Genomic DNA, 16622 nt, shown 5'->3' on the forward strand with positions numbered 1-16622 from the left:
GTCGGCCGATGCGATCACGCACAGCGCTGCACTCGAAGTTCACCGACGGCCTCGTCCGCAAGGTCAAGGACGACATCTCCGAGCGAACGACGTTGCTGATCATGCGCTCGGCCGTCGTGGTGATCGGCGCGGGGGCGTACCTCATCGCGATCTACGGCGGGCAGGGGCTCATCGATCTGCTCCTCGGCGCATACGGGTCGATCGTGCAGTTCGCGCCGGGCGTCTACTGCGCGCTGTACTGGCGGCGGGCGACGGCATCCGGGGTGTTCGCGGGACTCCTCGTCGGCGCCGCGCTGAACTACTTCTTCCAGTACGGCCCGGACACCACGCCGTTCGACATCAATCCCGGCATCATCGGTCTGATCGCGAACATCGTCGTGATGGTTGCGGTGTCGTATGCGACGCCCGCACACGAGGACGAGGAGGTGGAGGAGTACGTCGCGGCGCGCTGACCGCTCAGGTCTCGCCGTACAGCGTGCGGCAGACCTCCTCGAACGCAAGCGCGCGACGGGTCGGGCGTACGTCGCTCGGGCGCACCAGCATCAACTCGATCGGCGGTAGCTCGTCGGCGATCTGGATCGGCACGACGCTGTCGCCGGTGTACGTGAGGTCATGCTGGAGGCGCTGGTTGAGCAGCGCGTAGCCGTGGCCACGGGCGACGAACGAGCGCACCGTCTCGTACCCGACGAGGCGGTGGCGCACGTTCGGCGTGACGCCGACGAGCCGGAACAGGCTCTCGTAGTACTCCCTACTGTGCGGGAGATCGAGCAGGATCAGCGGATCGTCCTCGAGCGCTCGGAGGTGCACAGGCCGTTCGGGTCGCCTCGCGAGGCGGTGCTCGCGCGAGACGATCACGTGCGGCGGGATGCGCTGAAGCGCCTGGGCGGTGAATCCGCGGGCGAGGCCGAGGCCGTACGTCAGTGCGATCTCGCATCGCCCGGATCGCAATGCATCCTGCTGGTCGGCGAGGTCGGACTCGTGGATCGTCACCTCGAGGCCGGGGTAGCGGCGCTCGAGCTCATCGAGGATGAGCGGTAGCCGTACGGATGCGAGGGGGCCGAACACACCGACCGAGAGCACGCCGACGGGCGACTTCGCGAGTCCCTGCGCAGCCTCGTACAGGGAGTCGGCGTGCTCGAGGAAGACCGTGAGATCGCGGACGAACTGCGCGCCGGCGGCGGTCAGGCGGAGCGCGCGGGTGCCTTGCCGCATGAACAGCTGCACTCCGAGCGCCTTCTCGAGCTGGGACATCGCCGTCGAGAGCGCGGACTGCGTGATCATCAACTCGCGGGCGGCAGCGGTCATGCTGTCCGCCTCCGCGACCGCGGCGAAGTAGCGCAACTGGGTCAACGTGAACGGCGTCATGGACCGACGATAGGCGTACGCGGCGACGTGGGTGCGGGCTTGCCTTGCCTTTCGCATGTAGCGTTCGTCGGGACGAGGACGCGATGAGTTGGGATGGGTTGATGCCGACCGGGCTGAGATACGTCGTGCCGCTTGCGGCGGCCGCCGTTGTCATGACTGCGTGTGCGTCGGACGATGACGACCCGCGTACGTCGGAGCAGGACGCCGTCGAGATCGTCAGCGCGTACGCGGCCGGGACGTCCGGCGAGAAGGGCGTCCGGACGCTCGTCGACCAGACCGGGCCGGCGCTCGGTGGGGAGCCTGACCTCAGCGGTGGAGACGGTGCCTCGCCGTTGGCCGCGGTAGCCGCGGCCGAGGCCGACGGGCGCACTGTTGGCGTGGCGCCGACGTCCGCGCTGACACTGCAGCCGCAGTTGTCGGATGTCGGGTACGACGGCATCGACGACTTCGAGCCGGTGCTGATGACGTCGACCCAGCCTGTCGTGCTTTCCGTCGACAAGGACGCTCCGTACGACAGACTGCGCGACCTCGTCGCGATCTCCAAGGAGCTGACGACCAAGGTGGCCAGCACCGGACGTCAGACCCCACAGGGGATCGACGCCTTGCTGTTCGCCGAGAAGTCCGGTGCGGACCTCGTACAGAAGCGCTTCGACGACGACCGACTGGCCGTGCGGGCGGTGGCTGGCGGCAAGGCCGACGTCGCGGTCACGACGGCGGCCGCGGCGATCCCGAAGGAGCGTGCCGGCGATATCAGGGTGCTCGGGGCGTTCGTCGATCGGCCAGTCGAGGCGTTCCCCAACGCGCCGACGATGCCCAGCAAGGGGTACGACATCGCGTTCGGGGTCGACAACATCGTGGTCACGCCCGCCGGCACGAGCGCAGAACGGGTCGGTACGTTGCGCGACGCGTTCACGGAGGCGGCGGACTCCGACGCGTACCAGGAGTTCCTTGCAGCGAACGGGTACGCGCCGCAGAACCTGTCCGGACGGAAGCTGGCGGCGTACGTCGACAAGCAGCACGCCCAGTACGAGAAGGCGGTCGCCGACCTCGGCCTCGCTTCGGGCTGAGAGCTAGGCTGCCGTCACGACTCGACCGGCCCGGACGATCGTGCGCTCGGCGGGATGGGTGACCACCGCTTCGGCCGGCGTGTCCGCCGGCACCGCGACCAGGTCGGCGGGCGCGCCGGGCACGATTCCTCGATCGTCGAAGCCGAGGAGCCGACGTCCGCCGAGGGTGACCGCCTCCAGCGCGAGCTCGATGTCGGCGTCGCGGCGGAACGTACTCCGGTAGGCGAGGTGCATTGCCCGTTCGAGCATGTCGCCGCTTCCGTAGGGACCCCATAGGTCGCGGATGCCGTCGTGACCGCAGGCGACGTTCGCGCCGGCCGCACGAAGCGTCTTCACGGGGGGCACGGGGAAGCTGTAGACGGCTCCGGTCACGATCGAGACGCCCGCCTCGGCGATGCGCTCGACGATCGAATCCCGATGCTGGTCGGTCAGGTCGCCGAACGCGTACGCGTGACTGACGGCGACCCGTCCGGCGAGGGACAGGGCCTTCGTACGCTCGGCGATCAGCTCGAGTTCCCACGCACCGAGCGTGCCGCCGTCGTGGAGATGGATGTCGAGCGAGAGACCATGCCGCTCGGCGATCCCGAACACGATGTCGAGGTGGCGTACGGGATCCCCGTCCATTCCGGCGGGGTCGATGCCACCGATCGCCTCGACGCCGGCGCCGGCCGCAGCGGAGAGCAGCGCCTCGGTCCCTGGCGTCGCAAGGACGCCGTGCTGCGGGAAGGCGACCTGGTGTACGGAGACCGTCCCGACTCGAGTGGCGGCCTCGCGTACGGCCTCGATGCCGCGCAGGCCGACATCCGGGTCGACGTCGGTGTGCGTGCGCGCGTGGGTCGTGCCGTACGAGGCCATCTGCTGCAGGAGGGCGGCGATCCGGTCAACCGAGGGGATGCCGAGCTCGCGCCTGCGGTCACGATCGTTGGCGATTCGCTCCGCGAGGGCGTCTCCGGCCGAGTGCGGAACCCACCGCCCGCCGAACAGTGTCTTGTCGAGATGGCAGTGAGCCTCGACGAAGCTCGGCATCAGCACCTGACCGGTGAGGTCGAGCGTCTCGGCGTCAGCAGCTGGATCCAGCTCGCCGACAGCATCGATCACACCATCGCGGATCAGCACATCCGCGGTGGAGTCGTGTCCCCACACGTACGCGCCGTGAGCAAAGAGGGTCGCCATCGCCGAAGCGTAGCGCTACGCGAGCAGCCGCAGCAGTCGCTCGACCTCAGCGGCCACCGCGTCCCGGCCGGGGCCGAGGTACTTGCGCGGGTCCACCAGCCCTTCGTCGTTGAGCGCCGTGCGTACGGCTGCGGTCAGCTGCTTGTTCAGCTGGGTCGCGATGTTGATCTTGCGCATGCCGTGTCGTACGGCCGAGACGAGGCCGTCGTCGGGCACCCCTGACGAGCCATGCAGCACGAGCGGAACCTCAACTGCGGCGGCGATCCGGGCGATCAGGTCGTCATCGAGCTCGGCATCGCGGGTCAGCATGGCATGCGACGAGCCGACGGCAACGGCAAGCGAGTCGACACCGGTCGCCCCGACGTACGCCGCGGCGTCGGCAGGGTCGGTACGTGCTCCCGGCGCGTGTACGCCGTCCTTGCCGCCAACCTCGCCCAGCTCCGCCTCGACCCACACCTCGCGCTCGTGGCAGTACGCGGCGACCTCTCGCGTCGCGGCTACGTTGTCGTCGTGAGCGAGTGCCGAGGCGTCGAACATCACCGATGGGACGCCGAGTCGTACGGCGTCCTCGACGAGCTCCGGCGACGTCGCATGGTCGAGGTGTACCGAGACGAGCGTCGAGCTCGCCTCGGCAATCGCCAAGCATGCTTGAACGATGGGTGCGAGGGCACGGTGAAAGCGCGCGGTGTTCTCCGATACCTGCAGCACGACCGGGCGAGCTGCGGCCTCCGCGCCGGCGACGATCCCCTCCGCGTGCTCGAGCTGGATCACGTTGAACGCGCCCAAGCCGCTCGGGGCCGCCGCGCGCTCGAAGTTCGGCCATCGACACGAGGGTCATCCGGGTGGTCCCTTCTCGAGAGGGTGCACGCGCACCTTCGCGCGCAGGCGGTCGCGGGTCGCCAGGTCGACCTCGCCCGCGGCCGGGGCGACGACGGCGGCGGCGGAGGTCGAAACTGCGTCCGTGAGCAGCGTCGACCAGTCGAGCTGCCCGCGCGCGAGGCCTGCGATCATCGCGGCGGCCGCGGCATCGCCGGCACCCGTCGGGTTGCCCTCGAGCCGGTCGCCGCACACCGCCTGCAAACAGCGGTCGGCAAGGATCGCGGCCATGCCGTCCTCACCTCGGGTCGCGACGACGGCGCGTACGCCGGACTCCACCAGCGAACGGCAGGCCGAGAGCCAGTCATCCGACCCGCCGGCGAGCACGCGCGCCTCGTCGGCGTTGGGCATCAGCACGACTCCGGGCACCTTTGCGGCACGGCGCAAGGGCTCGCCGTCGCAGTCGACGACCACGGGTACGCCGGCGTCGATCGCCAACTGTGCAAGGCGTGCCGGGAGCCGCGGATCGGTGCCGCGGGGAAGACTGCCAGACACGACAAGGCCGTGCGCATTCGCTAGCCGCGATTCGGTACGTCGCATCAGCTCGGCCTCGGCGCCGTCGGAAAGAGTGGCTCCCGGTTCCCAGAACGACGTCGCCTGCTCCGCATGGACGACGAGCGTGCGACGTACGTGGGGGAGTGCCTCGACCAGGTCGTGCGCGATGCCGTCGCGATCGAGCGCGGCCGTGAACGCTGCGTCGCCGAACCCCAATACGCACACGGGTTCACCAAGCTGGTCGAGCACCCGGCCGACGTTGATGCCCTTGCCCCCCGCGCGCTCGCGTACCTCGGCAACGCGGTGGACGTCGCCGAGCGTGACCCGGGGCACGGCGTACGTGACGTCGTACGCGGGGTTGGGTGTGACCGTCAGGATCATCGGCCGGTGCTCAACCACTCGCCTCGTCTGAGCACTCGCCGCAGGGACAGGTGGTCGTCGGTGACGAGGACGTCGGCGTACCGACCGGGAAGCAACGCGCCGCAGGCGTCGGCGAGGCCGACCGCGCGGGCGGGTGTCGAGCTCGCCGCGCGTACCGCATCGACCAGCGGAATACCGACCTCGTTGACGCAGCGCGCGACGTTCTCGATCAGTCTGCTGGTGCCGCCCGCGATCGACCCGAACTCGCCGTCGCCGTCGACGAGCCGAGCGAGACCTTCGCGTACGCCGACGCGCTGGCCGCCGAGGTCGTATTCGCCGTCGGCCATGCCGGCTGCGGCCATCGCGTCGGTGACGAGCGCGACCTGCCCGCCGGCGACCGCGAATGCCAGCCGGACGAACCCGGCATCGACGTGCCGTCCGTCGGCGATCAGCTCGATGACGGCGACGCGCTGTGACGCGGCCACGAGTGACGCTCCGACGGGACCCCCCGCACGATGGTGGAACGGTGGCATGCCGTTGGCGAGATGTGTCACGACACCCGTGCCCTCCAGCCCGGCAAGGGCTGACGCGAACGTGTCGTAGTCGGCGTCGCTGTGCCCGAGCGCGACGACGACACCGCGGCCGCGGAGCACCTCGGCCGTGCGGTCGTAACCAGGTCGCTCCGGAGCGATCGTCATCATCGCCACGGTGTCATCGGCAGCGTCGAGGATCCGCGTGGCGACGTCCGGGTTCGGGTCGACGATCAGCGCGGGATCCTGTGCACCACAGCGTGCCTCGGACAGGAACGGGCCCTCGAGGTGCACGCCCGCGACGACGCCGGCGCGTACGAGTGGCGCGAGTGCGGTGACCTGTTCGACGAGGTCGTCGGGCGAGGCGGTCACCAGGCTGGCCATCACGCTGGTCGTGCCGTTCCGGTGGTGGTGCTCGGCCGCCGTCGTCGCCTCGGCCGGATCGGACGTCGTGAACACCGCGCCACCCCCGCCGTGGCAGTGGATGTCGACCAGACCCGGCAGAAGCGTCCCCGACGGCTCGGGGAGTGCGTCGTCGGGATGGTCCGCACGCCACGCGGATACCCGGGAGACGGAGCCGATCCGGTCGCCGTCGACCTCGACGACGCCGTCGTCGAGCACGGCATCCGGCGTGACGACCCGGCCTCGCAGCAGTTCGCTCATGTCATCGGCTCACAGCTCATGCCTCATTGTCGGTCGAACCGACTCGGGCCAGCAGGGCAACCCCGACGATCCCGGCTCGCGCACCGAACGCACCCGTCATCACGTCGGGTACGCCGACCACCCGGGTGCGCGCCGCGATCGCATCGTGCACGGCCGTGGTGAGAACGTCGCCCGCTCCGGACAGTCCGCCGCCCAGCACGACCCGACTCGGGCTCACCGCATGCGTCACGTGGGTGAGGCCGTCGGCGAGCGCGGCGATCGCCTCCGACCAGACGTCGGACGCGATCGGATCGCTGCCGCGCCGCGCGATGACGTCCTCCGCGGGTACGCGAGGGGAGCCGGTGCGTTCGGCGTACGCCTGCTCGATCGCGGAGGCGGACGCGATCGTCTCCAGGCAGCCGCGGCCGCCGCAGCCGCACGGCCGATCGCCCGTCCGGCTGGGTGTGTGTCCGAGTTCGCCGGCCTGGCTCGCGCCGCCGCGTACGAGCCGACCGCCGACGACGAGGGCGGCCGCGATGCCGGTGCCGATCGAGACGAAGCACACGTCGTCGACGCCGCGGCCGGCGCCTTGGCGCCACTCCGCCCAACCGGCAAGCGTCACGTCGTGATCGATGGCAACGGGGATCTTCCAGCGCGTTCGAAGCGGCTCGGCGATCTGCAGGTCGCGCCAGCCGACGTTGCCGGACATCACCCCCACACCGCGCGTACGGTCGACGATTCCCGGGAGACCGACGGCGGCACGGGTGACGCGATCGCGGTCGTCGGCGGGAAGGGATGCGATCAGGCCGCTTCCTGCGTCGGTGATCGCGTCGAGGGCGGCGACCCCATGGGGCGTCGGCACCCGTGAGGTCGCGACGACGCGGTCGTCGCCGTCGACGATCTCCGACTTGATCGTCGTGCCGCCCACGTCGATCGCGAGGACGAGGTCGCGGGCGTCTGAAGTCACGGTTCGAGGATGATAGAGCGCGTCAGGTTGCGTGGATTGTCAGGGTCGAGCCCGGCGTCGGCGGCGCGTACGACGCAGAGCCGCTGCAGGCGTACGAGGTCGACCATCGGGTCGACGTCATCGTGTTCGAGGTGCGCGCCGGTGGCGGCGACGTCGCGGGCGAAGTTGGGCACGAGCGGGCCGAGCGCCCAGACGACCCGACCAGGTGCGCTGATGCTGATCGGGCCGTGCCGGTACTCCGTGGCGGGGTAAGCCTCGGTCCATGCCTGGCACGACTCGCGCATCTTGAGCGCGCACTCCTCGGCGACGGCGGCGCCGAGACCCATGCCGACGAAGGTGAACTGCTCGGCATTGCGGAGGGCGCCCGGCGCCGGGTCGGCGGCGAGCGCGCGCTCCGCTTGCGCGATGACCGGGGCGAGGTCCTCGCCCAGATGCCACCGCAGGATCGCGAGCGTGGTGGTCGCGAACCTCGTCTGTACGACCGACCGCTCGTCGACGTCGTCGATCAGGATCGGGTCGGCCAGCTCGAGCACGGGCGTACCCGGGCTCGAGGAGATCACCGTCGTGCGTGCGTCACCGTCGTACGCGCGCAGCGCCTCGAGCACCTCGGTCGTCGTACCCGAGCGGGTGATCGCGATGACGCGGTCGTACCCCCGAGCGAGGCGCGCCTCGCTCGCCGGCCACGCGTCGGTCAGCCCCTGACCGGTCGACTCGCGCAGGGAGGCGTACGCACGCGCCATGTAGAGCGACGTACCGCAGCCGATCACGGCGACTCGCTCGCCGGGCTCGGGCAGCAGGTCGGCGTACTTGCGGGCGACCTCGGCGGCACGCCGCCAGTCGTCGGGCTGGGTCGCGATCTCGGACTCGAGGTAGGTCTCTGGCACGGCCCAACTGTGCGACAGGGTGCGCGAGTCTGTCAATACAGGGCGTAAAGTGCGCATACTTGATCAGGTGGTCTGATCGGCTCGCTCACCGCTCCCGGGTAAACCGCGCCGCTACGTACCACGTTTCCTGGGTAGCGGCGCGGATTACCATGGGCCCATGGTAATCCGCGAGGCATGGTCGGGAAATTGGTCTACCGAGCGGCCGGAGACGATTGCATAACGGCCCCTTGACGCGCTCGGCCGACGCGAGCAGAATCCTCCCCAGCCTGCGAGATTGTGCTCGTATGCACGTTGATTCAATCGAACTCGCGCAAGTGCGCGGGTGGCGGAAGGACAAGCACGTGACCCGAGGACTCAAGCGTTCCGGTCGGCTGTTGGCGGGTGGGCTCGCGCTCGCCCTGGTGGCGGCCGGCTGCGGATTCGGCGGCGACGACGAAGGCGGCGACGACTCGGGCGACGGCACCACCATCTCATTCCTCGCGCCGTCCTACAGCGACAACACCAAGCCGCTGTGGGAAGGCATCATCAAGGACTTCGAGGCCGAGAACCCCGACATCAACGTGGATCTCGAGATCCAGTCGTGGGACAACATCAACGACGTCGTACGCACCAAGCTGCAGTCCGAGGACACCACCCCCGACCTCCTGAACATCGACGCGTACGCGAGCTTCGCCAACGACGACCTGCTGTACGAGGCCGACGACGTGCTCTCACCCGAGACCGCCGACGACATCGAGCCGGCGTTCGCCGAGAACGCGTCCCTCGACGGCACGATGTACGGCATCCCGCTGTTCGCCTCCACCCGCGCGCTGTTCTACAACAAGGACCTCTTCAAGCAGGCCGGCATCAAGGCCCCGCCGAAGACCTGGGACGAGCTGATGGACGCCAGCGAGAAGGTGTCCAAGCTCGACGGTGTCGTCGGCGGCTACGGTATGCCGCTCGGCAACGAGGAGGCCCAGGCCGAGACGTCGATCTGGACGTTCGGCGCCGGCGGCTCCTGGGGTGACACCGACGAGCTGACGATCGACACCGACGAGAACGTCGCCGGTGTCGAGCAGATGAAGAAGATGATCGACGCCGGCGTCACCCAGGACGATCCGGGCGCGACCGACCGTACGCCGATGCTGAACGTCTTCATGCAGGGCAAGATCGGCATGGCCGAGGGGCTGCCGCCGATCGTCGGCCAGATCGAGGCCGACTATCCCGATCTGGACTACGGGATCGCGCCGATCCCGACCGAGGACGGCGACTCCGTCACCCTCGGCGTCGCCGACCACCTGATGGCGTTCGAGAAGGACGGCTCCAAGCAGGACGCCATCCGTACGTTCCTCGACTACTTCTACTCGTCGAAGGTGTATGCCAACTTCGTGAAGACCGAGGGCTTCATCCCGATCACGAAGTCGGCCGGCGAGGAGCTTTCCGACGATCCGGCCATCAAGCCCTTCCTGGAGACGCTGTCGGACGCGAAGTTCTACCCGAGCAACAACCCGGGCTGGCCGGCGGCGCAGGGCGCGATGCAGCAGCAGATCGGCACCATCGGCCAGGGCGCCGACCCCGCCGAGGTGCTGGGCAAGATCGCCGAGGCGGCCGAAAGCGGCTCCTAGGCCACCACGACATCACCCGAGGAGGTGGCCATGGCGCGCCGCCGCGCGGGCCGGGTCCACGGCAGTGTTGCGGCACTGCCGTGGATCGGCCCGGCCATAGTGCTGATCGCCGCGATCGTCCTGTTCCCGGCCGGGTTCATGATCTGGACCTCGACGCGCGACCTGTCGCCGTACGGGATCGACCGCGGCGACGCCGGGTTCGAGAACTACTCGAACCTGTTCGCGATCGACGGGCTCGCCCGGATCCTCGTCAACACGGGCATCTGGGTGGTCGCCGTCGTCGCGATCACCGTCGTGCTGTCGATGGCGTTGGCGCAGTTCCTGAACAAGCAGTTCCCGGGCCGGCGGATCATCCGGCTCGCGGTACTCGTGCCGTGGGCCGCGTCGGTCGTCATGACATCGACCGTCGTCTACTACATGCTCGATCCCAACGTCGGCGTCGCGAACCGCTTCTTCACCGACATCGGGCTGCTCGACGAGGGGTACGGCTTCACCAAGAACCCGATACCGGCGTTCATCGTGTCGATCGTCGTCGCGGTGTTCGTGTCGATCCCGTTCACGACGTACACCTTGCTCGCAGGGTTGCAGGGCATCCCGAGTGAGATGCTCGACGCCGCCGACGTCGACGGTGCGAGCGCATGGCAGCGCTACCGCGACGTGATCCTTCCGCAGCTGCGACCCGCTCTGGCCGTCGCGGTGATCATCAACATCATCAACGTGTTCAACTCGCTGCCGATCCTCTGGGTGCTCACCGGCAGCATCGCCGGCAACAAGGCAGACACCACGACGACGCTGACGTTCAAGCTGATCCGTACGAGCCAGCAGGTCGACACCGCGGCGGCGATGAGCGTGTTCAACTTCCTCCTGATCATCGTCATCATCGCGGTCTACCTCAAGGTCGCCCGACCCATGAGGGAGCAGTGATGGCGACGACGACCGTCCCCGACTCCGACGCCGCACGTACCTCGGACTCGCCGCCGACGACGCAACCGCGCGGCAAGCCGCGCCGGTGGGGCCTGACCGCCATCGGCGCCGTGCTCGCGGTCGTCTTCCTGGTGCCCTACATCGTGATGGTTGTCGGCTCGTTCAAGAGTCGGCCCGAGGTGCTGCGCGTACCCGCGACGTACCTGCCCCAGGAGTGGCATCCGGAGAACTACGTCGACATGTGGTCGACTCCCGAGACGCCGCTGCCGTACAACCTCGTCAGCACGATCGTCATCACGCTGTGCGCAACGCTGCTGGTACTCGCGGTCGCGGTGCCGGCGGCGTACCACACCGCGCGGCGCAGGTTCCCGGGCCGGATGGCGTTCCTGCTGCTCGTACTCGCGACCCAGATGCTGCAACCCACCGTGCTCGCGGCGGGCCTGTTGCGGGAGTTCCTCGAGTTCGGCATCCAGGACACCTGGCTCGCGATGATCCTCGTCAACGGCGCGTTCAACCTGTCGTTCGCCGTGTGGATCCTGCACAGCTTCTTCTCCTCCGTGCCGGAGGAGGTGGAGGAGGCCGCGGCGCTCGACGGCCTCAGCAGGTTCCAGATCCTTCGCAAGATCACCCTGCCGCTCGTCTGGCCAGGCATCGTCACCGCGACCATCTTCACCGTTGTGGCGTGCTGGAACGAGTTCGCCGCCAGCCTGGTGATCCTGACGACCGACGAGAACCAGCCGCTGTCGGTCGCACTGACGAAGTTCGTCGGGCAGTACGAGACCGCATGGCAGTACGTGTTCGGCATCTCGATCGTGAGCATCGTCCCGGTGGTGATCCTGTTCGCGCTGATCGAACGCCGACTCGTCGCCGGTCTCACGGCCGGGAGCGTGAAGTGAGCGCGAAGGTTCGGAGATGACTGACTCGGACGGTGTCGGCAGGGCCGAGCGCTGGCGACGGCTGCTCGACCTCGTCGCCCAGCGCGGCCGGCTCGGTGTCGAGGAGGCGGCGCGCGAGCTCGAGGTCTCCGCCGCGACCATCCGGCGCGACTTCGCGGCGCTCGCCGACCAGCAGTTCGCTACACGTACGCACGGTGGGATCGTCGCGACGTCGGTCGCGTACGACCTGCCGGCGCAGTATCGCGCGACGTCGACGCCCCCGCACAAACAGCGCGTGGCGGCCGCAGCGGCCGCGCTGGTCACGCCCGGCAGTGTGGTCGGCCTCAACGGCGGTACGACGACGACGGCGGCCGCACGCGCCCTGTCGACGCGTGCGGCGCTCGTGACCCAGAGCGAGGACGACCAGGTCACCCTCGTCACCAATGCGCTCAACATCGCGACCGAGATGGTGTTGCGCCCGCACCTGCGTACCGTGTGCGTCGGGGGCGTCGCGCGGGCCGAGTCGTACGAGCTGTACGGGCCGTACGCGTCCCGCGTACTCGACAAGCTGCGCTTCGATCTGCTGCTGCTCGGAGTCGACGCGCTCACGGTCGACGGCGGTGCGCAGTGCCGGCACCTCGGCGAGTCGGGCATCAATGCCGAGATGGTCTCGCGTGCGCACCAGGTCGTGGTCGTGACTACCAACGAGAAGCTCACGCGTACCGCGCTGGCCGAGATCTGCCCGATCACCGCGATCGACCGGCTCGTCACCGACGACGGCGCCGATGCCGAAGCCGTCAAGGCGATTCGCGCGGCGGGTGTCACCGTCGACCTCGTGTAGCGCCGTGCGCCGAAGTACGGATCCGCGCCCATGGCGGGCGTCCCATTGGCTGGAATTCGTACCTCGGCGACCTCAGCGGCGCGTACGGTACCTGCAGCACGGGGGAGTGCTGACGTCCGAACGCGACTGAGACACAATGGAGAGGTGACCAGTAGTCCAGCACCCGTTGAGATCGAGCAGCCGGAGAGCGATGAGCTCACCGAGCTCGACCCTCCGTGGATGACGATCGTCTGGAACGACCCGGTCAACCTGATGTCGTACGTCGCGTTCGTGTTCCGCACGTACTTCGGCTACAGCCAGGAGAAGGCGAACACATTGATGCTCCAGGTACACAACAACGGCAAGGCCGTCGTCTCCTCGGGATCGCGTGAGGAGATGGAGCGGCACGTCAACGCGATGCACGACTACGGCCTCTGGGCAACGTTGCAGAGGGATCAGAAGTGAAGCCGTTCCGGCGGCGTAGGCGCGGTGGCGTCTACGCGGAGTTCGACGTGCACGAGGCCGAGATGCTCGCCAACCTCGAGGCGCAGCTGATCGAGCTGGTCAGCGACCGCACCGGCACCGGCGAGGCGTCGGCCGACCCGTTGTTCGCGCAGCTCGACGTCGACGGGCCGAGGTCCGCGCCCGATGACCCCGTGCTCGCCCGGCTGTTCCCCGATGCGTACGGCGACGACGAGGAGAGCGCGGCAGAGTTCCGGCGCTTCACCGAGCCCGCGCTCGCGGCCAGCAAGATCGACAACGCGACGACGGTCATGCAGACCCTGTTGGCCGGTGGGCTGCAGCTCGACGGCTCCGAGCAGAGCGCGACGTCGATCGAGGTCGAGCTCGACGCCGACGGCGTGCAGGCCTGGCTGCGCTCGCTGACCGACGTACGTCTGTCGGTCGCGGTACGCCTCGGCCTCGACGACGAGGGCATGCACGCGGACGCCGACGACGAGGGGGCGGCGCTGATGGCCGACATCTACGACTGGCTGGGCTACGTCCAGGAGTCGCTCGTGCAGGCGCTCGGCTGATGCCGGGGCGAGCAGCGCCGTCGTACTGGAGCCGCCTGGCGGGTACGTACGACGAGGAGGCCGACCATGGCCTGCGGCCCGCAGACGTACGCGAGGCATGGCGCAAGCGCATGGTCGAGTGGCTGCCCGACGCACGCAGCGACGTCGCCGATCTCGGCTGCGGCACGGGATCACTGTCGCTGCTCGCGGCCGAGCTGGGTCATCGGGTGACCGGCGTCGACTTCGCCGACGCGATGATCGAGCGGGCTCAGGAGAAGGCGTACGACGCGGGTGTGAAGGTGCGGTTCGTCGTGGGCGATGCGGCGACGCCGCCGCTGGTCCCCGGGTCGATCGACGTCGTGCTCGTGCGGCATGTGCTGTGGGCGCTGCCCGACCCCGCGGCAGCGGTCGTGCGGTGGTACGACGCCCTGCGACCGGGCGGTCGGTTCGTCCTGGTCGAGGGCTCGTGGTCGACGGGTGCCGGCCTGGAGTCGGGCGCCGTCGTCGACCTGCTCGCGCCGCATGCGGGCGATGTCGTGGCCGAGCGCCTCGACGACCCCGCCCTGTGGGGCGAAGAGATCGACGACGAGCGGTACGTCGTGCGCGCTGTGCGTACCTGAACTTGGGGTCTATGTGGCATCGGTTGATACCTATTGGACCGATGCCACATAGACCCGAGTTCGCACGGCTACGCCGGGCGGCGTACGCAGACCGCGCCGCCCTGCGCCCGGCGGCGCAGCGACGGTCGCGCCCCGTGTGCGATGTGCGCGGGCTCCGAAATGCGGAGGATCGAAAGCGTTCGATCCACACCGCACAAGGAGAACGTCATGAACGACATCATCGCAACCGGCACCACCGTGCTCGCCGAGAACGACCACTGGGACGGTCCCGGCCCGTGGTGGCCGATATTTCCGATCCTCTGGCTGCTCGTCATCGCCGGGATCGTGTTCGCGGTCACCCGTTTCGGCCGTCGCGGCTGGCACGGCGGCACGCACTCGGGCGAGGCCCGGCTCGGGGAGCGGTACGCATCCGGCGAGATCGGCGAGGATGAGTACCGCGAGCGCCTCGCCGTACTCCGCGAGAACCGCAAGTAGGGACCGACGAGGTGCCCGCCCGGACCTCCCGGCCCCGTGAGCCGCACGTTCCAGCCCCAGAATCCGCGAAGTAGGGGCCGAACCGTGCGGCTCACGGGGCGGGTGCGGCGGTACGACCCGCGGGTCTCAGGATGCGGACGAGACCGTCTCGCGATCGACCCCCGCCTAGGCTCGACACGTGCTCACCATCGACCAGGCGACGTACGACGCGATCGTCGCGCATGCGCGACGCGACCACCCCGACGAGGCGTGCGGGGTCGTTGCCGGTGCCGTCGGCTCAGACCTGCCGACCCGGCACGTACCCATGCTGAATGCCGCGATGTCGCCGACGTTCTACGAGTTCGACTCGACCGACCTGCTCAAGCTCTACCGTGAGATGGACGACCGCGACGAGGAGCCGGTGGTGATCTACCACTCGCACACCGCCACCGAGGCGTATCCGTCACGCACTGACACCGACCTCGCGCAGGAGCCGGGCGCTCACTACGTACTGGTGTCGACCGAGGAGTGCGGCAACGGCGACGGGCCGACCCCGTTCCGTTCGTACCGCATCGTCGACGGTCAGGTGACCGAGGAGGACGTGACCGTCGTCGCTGCCTACGGAGAGGCTGTCGAGGAATCACCCCGCGACACGAGTCGTTGAAGCCTACGTCTGCAAACTGCGAGGAGAACTCATGGCCATCGAGGTCCGCGTGCCCACCATTCTGCGCAACTACACCGGCGGCGAGAAAGTCGTGTCCGGCGAGGGCGCGACCCTGACCGAGCTCATCGACAACGTCGAGAGCAACCACAGCGGTATCAAGGATCGCCTCATCGAGGACGACAAGCTGCGCCGGTTCGTCAACGTCTACGTCAACGACGAGGACGTCCGTTTCAGCGGTGGCCTCGACAGCGAGCTGTCCGATGGTGACGTCGTGGTGATCCTCCCGGCCGTCGCGGGCGGCTGACCCGCGCAATGCGGTACGACTCGCTCGTCGACTCGGTCGGCAACACGCCGCTCGTCGGGCTGCCGCAGCTGTCGCCGTCGCCGGACGTACGTCTGTGGGCGAAGCTCGAAGATCGCAACCCGACCGGATCGATCAAGGATCGTGCGGCGCTGTCGATGCTGGTGCGCGCCGAGAAGGACGGCACACTGCGGCCGGGATGCACCATTCTCGAGCCGACGTCGGGCAACACCGGCATCTCGCTGGCCATGGTCGCGAAGCTGCGGGGCTACCGGATGGTGTGCGTGATGCCGGAGAACACCTCCGCGGAGCGCCGCCAGCTGCTGGCGATGTGGGGCGCCGAGATCATCTCGTCGCCGGCCGCGGGCGGGTCGAACGAGGCCGTACGCGTCGCCAAACAGGTGGCCGCCGAGCACCCCGATTGGGTGATGCTCTACCAGTACGGCAACCGCGCCAACGCCGACGCGCACTACGAAGGCACGGCACCCGAGGTGCTCGCCGATCTGCCGACCATCACCCACTTCGTCGCCGGTCTCGGTACGACCGGCACGCTGATGGGCGCGGGCCGGTTCTTTCGCGAGCAGCGGCCCGACGTACGCATCGTCGCCGCCGAGCCGCGCTACGGCGAGCTGGTTTACGGGCTTCGCAACCTCGACGAGGGGTTCGTGCCCGAGCTGTACGACGCGTCGCTGATCGATGCGCGCTTCTCGGTGGGCCCGCGCGATGCTGTTCGCCGCGTACGCGAGCTGCTCGACACCGAGGGAATCTTCGCCGGTATCTCGACGGGCGCGATCCTGCACGCGGCCCTGGCGCAGGCGGCGAAGTCGCTGAAGGCGGGCGAACGCGCCGACATCGCCTTCGTCGTCGCCGACGGCGGCTGGAAGTACCTCTCGACCGGCGCGTACGAGGGAACCATCGACCAGGCCGAGGAGCGGCTCGAGGGTCAGCTCTGGGCCTGACCGGTCATTCGAACCCGGCGCGGGCGGCTC

General features: G+C 69.0%; 20 protein-coding genes. 13 read left to right on the top strand and 7 right to left on the bottom strand.

What is annotated here, in order from left to right; genetic code table 11:
• Positions 1–8: 8 nt before the first annotated feature.
• A complete protein-coding gene (locus L0C25_RS16580; protein ID WP_271632798.1) occupies positions 9–452 on the top strand; it encodes an SLC5/6 family protein in 444 nt (147 codons plus the stop codon).
• 4 nt (positions 453–456) lie between these two features.
• Here the strand turns inward: L0C25_RS16580 and L0C25_RS16585 are convergent, their stop codons facing one another.
• Positions 457–1365, bottom strand: a complete 909-nt coding sequence (locus L0C25_RS16585; protein WP_271632799.1) for a LysR family transcriptional regulator — start codon at positions 1363–1365, stop codon at positions 457–459.
• Positions 1366–1448: 83 nt separating this feature from the next.
• Between L0C25_RS16585 and L0C25_RS16590 the strand changes: the two genes are divergently transcribed.
• On the top strand, positions 1449–2432 hold the full coding sequence (locus tag L0C25_RS16590) for a tripartite tricarboxylate transporter substrate-binding protein (protein ID WP_271632800.1): 984 nt from the start codon (positions 1449–1451) through the stop codon (positions 2430–2432).
• A 3-nt stretch (positions 2433–2435) separates the two neighbouring features.
• On the opposite strand, the gene L0C25_RS16595 is transcribed toward L0C25_RS16590, so the two are convergent.
• From L0C25_RS16595 to L0C25_RS16620, 6 genes are all read right to left on the bottom strand, one after another.
• Entirely contained in the window at positions 2436–3605 is a 1170-nt protein-coding gene (locus L0C25_RS16595; RefSeq protein ID WP_271632801.1) for an amidohydrolase, read from the bottom strand.
• Between the two features lie 15 nt (positions 3606–3620).
• A complete protein-coding gene (locus tag L0C25_RS16600) occupies positions 3621–4376 on the bottom strand; it encodes a class II fructose-bisphosphate aldolase (protein ID WP_271632802.1) in 756 nt (251 codons plus the stop codon).
• Between the two features lie 63 nt (positions 4377–4439).
• Positions 4440–5375, bottom strand: a complete 936-nt coding sequence (locus L0C25_RS16605) for a 1-phosphofructokinase family hexose kinase (RefSeq protein WP_271632803.1) — start codon at positions 5373–5375, stop codon at positions 4440–4442.
• The gene (locus L0C25_RS16610; protein WP_271632804.1) at positions 5354–6529 is read right to left on the bottom strand and encodes an N-acetylglucosamine-6-phosphate deacetylase; all 1176 of its coding nucleotides are present in this window, start codon (positions 6527–6529) and stop codon (positions 5354–5356) included. Before L0C25_RS16610 ends, L0C25_RS16605 begins: the two co-directional genes overlap by 22 nt.
• A 16-nt stretch (positions 6530–6545) precedes the next feature.
• On the bottom strand, positions 6546–7475 hold the full coding sequence (locus L0C25_RS16615) for an ROK family protein (protein WP_271632805.1): 930 nt from the start codon (positions 7473–7475) through the stop codon (positions 6546–6548).
• Positions 7472–8359: an SIS domain-containing protein gene (locus L0C25_RS16620; RefSeq protein ID WP_271632806.1), complete on the bottom strand. Its 888-nt coding sequence runs from the start codon at positions 8357–8359 to the stop codon at positions 7472–7474. Before L0C25_RS16620 ends, L0C25_RS16615 begins: the two co-directional genes overlap by 4 nt.
• 341 nt (positions 8360–8700) lie before the next feature.
• Between L0C25_RS16620 and L0C25_RS16625 the strand changes: the two genes are divergently transcribed.
• The 11 genes from L0C25_RS16625 (at position 8701) to L0C25_RS16675 (ending at position 16592) form a co-directional block, all read left to right on the top strand.
• Entirely contained in the window at positions 8701–9963 is a 1263-nt protein-coding gene (locus tag L0C25_RS16625; protein WP_271632807.1) for an extracellular solute-binding protein, read from the top strand.
• 30 nt (positions 9964–9993) lie between these two features.
• Positions 9994–10887 carry a carbohydrate ABC transporter permease gene (locus tag L0C25_RS16630; protein WP_271632808.1) on the top strand — a complete coding sequence of 298 codons (894 nt, stop codon included), beginning with the start codon at positions 9994–9996 and terminating at the stop codon, positions 10885–10887.
• Entirely contained in the window at positions 10887–11783 is an 897-nt protein-coding gene (locus L0C25_RS16635) for a carbohydrate ABC transporter permease (protein WP_271632809.1), read from the top strand. Before L0C25_RS16630 ends, L0C25_RS16635 begins: the two co-directional genes overlap by 1 nt.
• A gap of 16 nt (positions 11784–11799) precedes the next feature.
• A complete protein-coding gene (locus L0C25_RS16640; protein WP_271632810.1) occupies positions 11800–12603 on the top strand; it encodes a DeoR/GlpR family DNA-binding transcription regulator in 804 nt (267 codons plus the stop codon).
• Positions 12604–12822: 219 nt separating this feature from the next.
• On the top strand, positions 12823–13047 hold the full coding sequence (gene clpS, locus L0C25_RS16645; RefSeq protein ID WP_271636846.1) for an ATP-dependent Clp protease adapter ClpS: 225 nt from the start codon (positions 12823–12825) through the stop codon (positions 13045–13047).
• A complete protein-coding gene (locus L0C25_RS16650; protein WP_271632811.1) occupies positions 13044–13616 on the top strand; it encodes a DUF2017 domain-containing protein in 573 nt (190 codons plus the stop codon). The genes clpS and L0C25_RS16650 overlap by 4 nt, the downstream gene beginning before the upstream one ends.
• Complete coding sequence (locus L0C25_RS16655; RefSeq protein WP_271632812.1) at positions 13616–14215, top strand: class I SAM-dependent methyltransferase; 600 nt, start codon at positions 13616–13618, stop codon at positions 14213–14215. Before L0C25_RS16650 ends, L0C25_RS16655 begins: the two co-directional genes overlap by 1 nt.
• Before the next feature lie 207 nt (positions 14216–14422).
• Positions 14423–14689: an SHOCT domain-containing protein gene (locus tag L0C25_RS16660; RefSeq protein ID WP_271632813.1), complete on the top strand. Its 267-nt coding sequence runs from the start codon at positions 14423–14425 to the stop codon at positions 14687–14689.
• 178 nt (positions 14690–14867) lie between these two features.
• The gene (locus L0C25_RS16665) at positions 14868–15332 is read left to right on the top strand and encodes a M67 family metallopeptidase (RefSeq protein ID WP_271632814.1); all 465 of its coding nucleotides are present in this window, start codon (positions 14868–14870) and stop codon (positions 15330–15332) included.
• 31 nt (positions 15333–15363) lie between these two features.
• Positions 15364–15636 carry a MoaD family protein gene (locus L0C25_RS16670; RefSeq protein WP_271632815.1) on the top strand — a complete coding sequence of 91 codons (273 nt, stop codon included), beginning with the start codon at positions 15364–15366 and terminating at the stop codon, positions 15634–15636.
• Between the two features lie 8 nt (positions 15637–15644).
• Entirely contained in the window at positions 15645–16592 is a 948-nt protein-coding gene (locus tag L0C25_RS16675; RefSeq protein WP_271632816.1) for a PLP-dependent cysteine synthase family protein, read from the top strand.
• Positions 16593–16622 lie beyond the last annotated feature (30 nt).

Origin of the sequence: Solicola gregarius (assembly GCF_025790165.1) — a bacterium.
Lineage (GTDB): Bacteria > Actinomycetota > Actinomycetes > Propionibacteriales > Nocardioidaceae > Solicola > Solicola gregarius.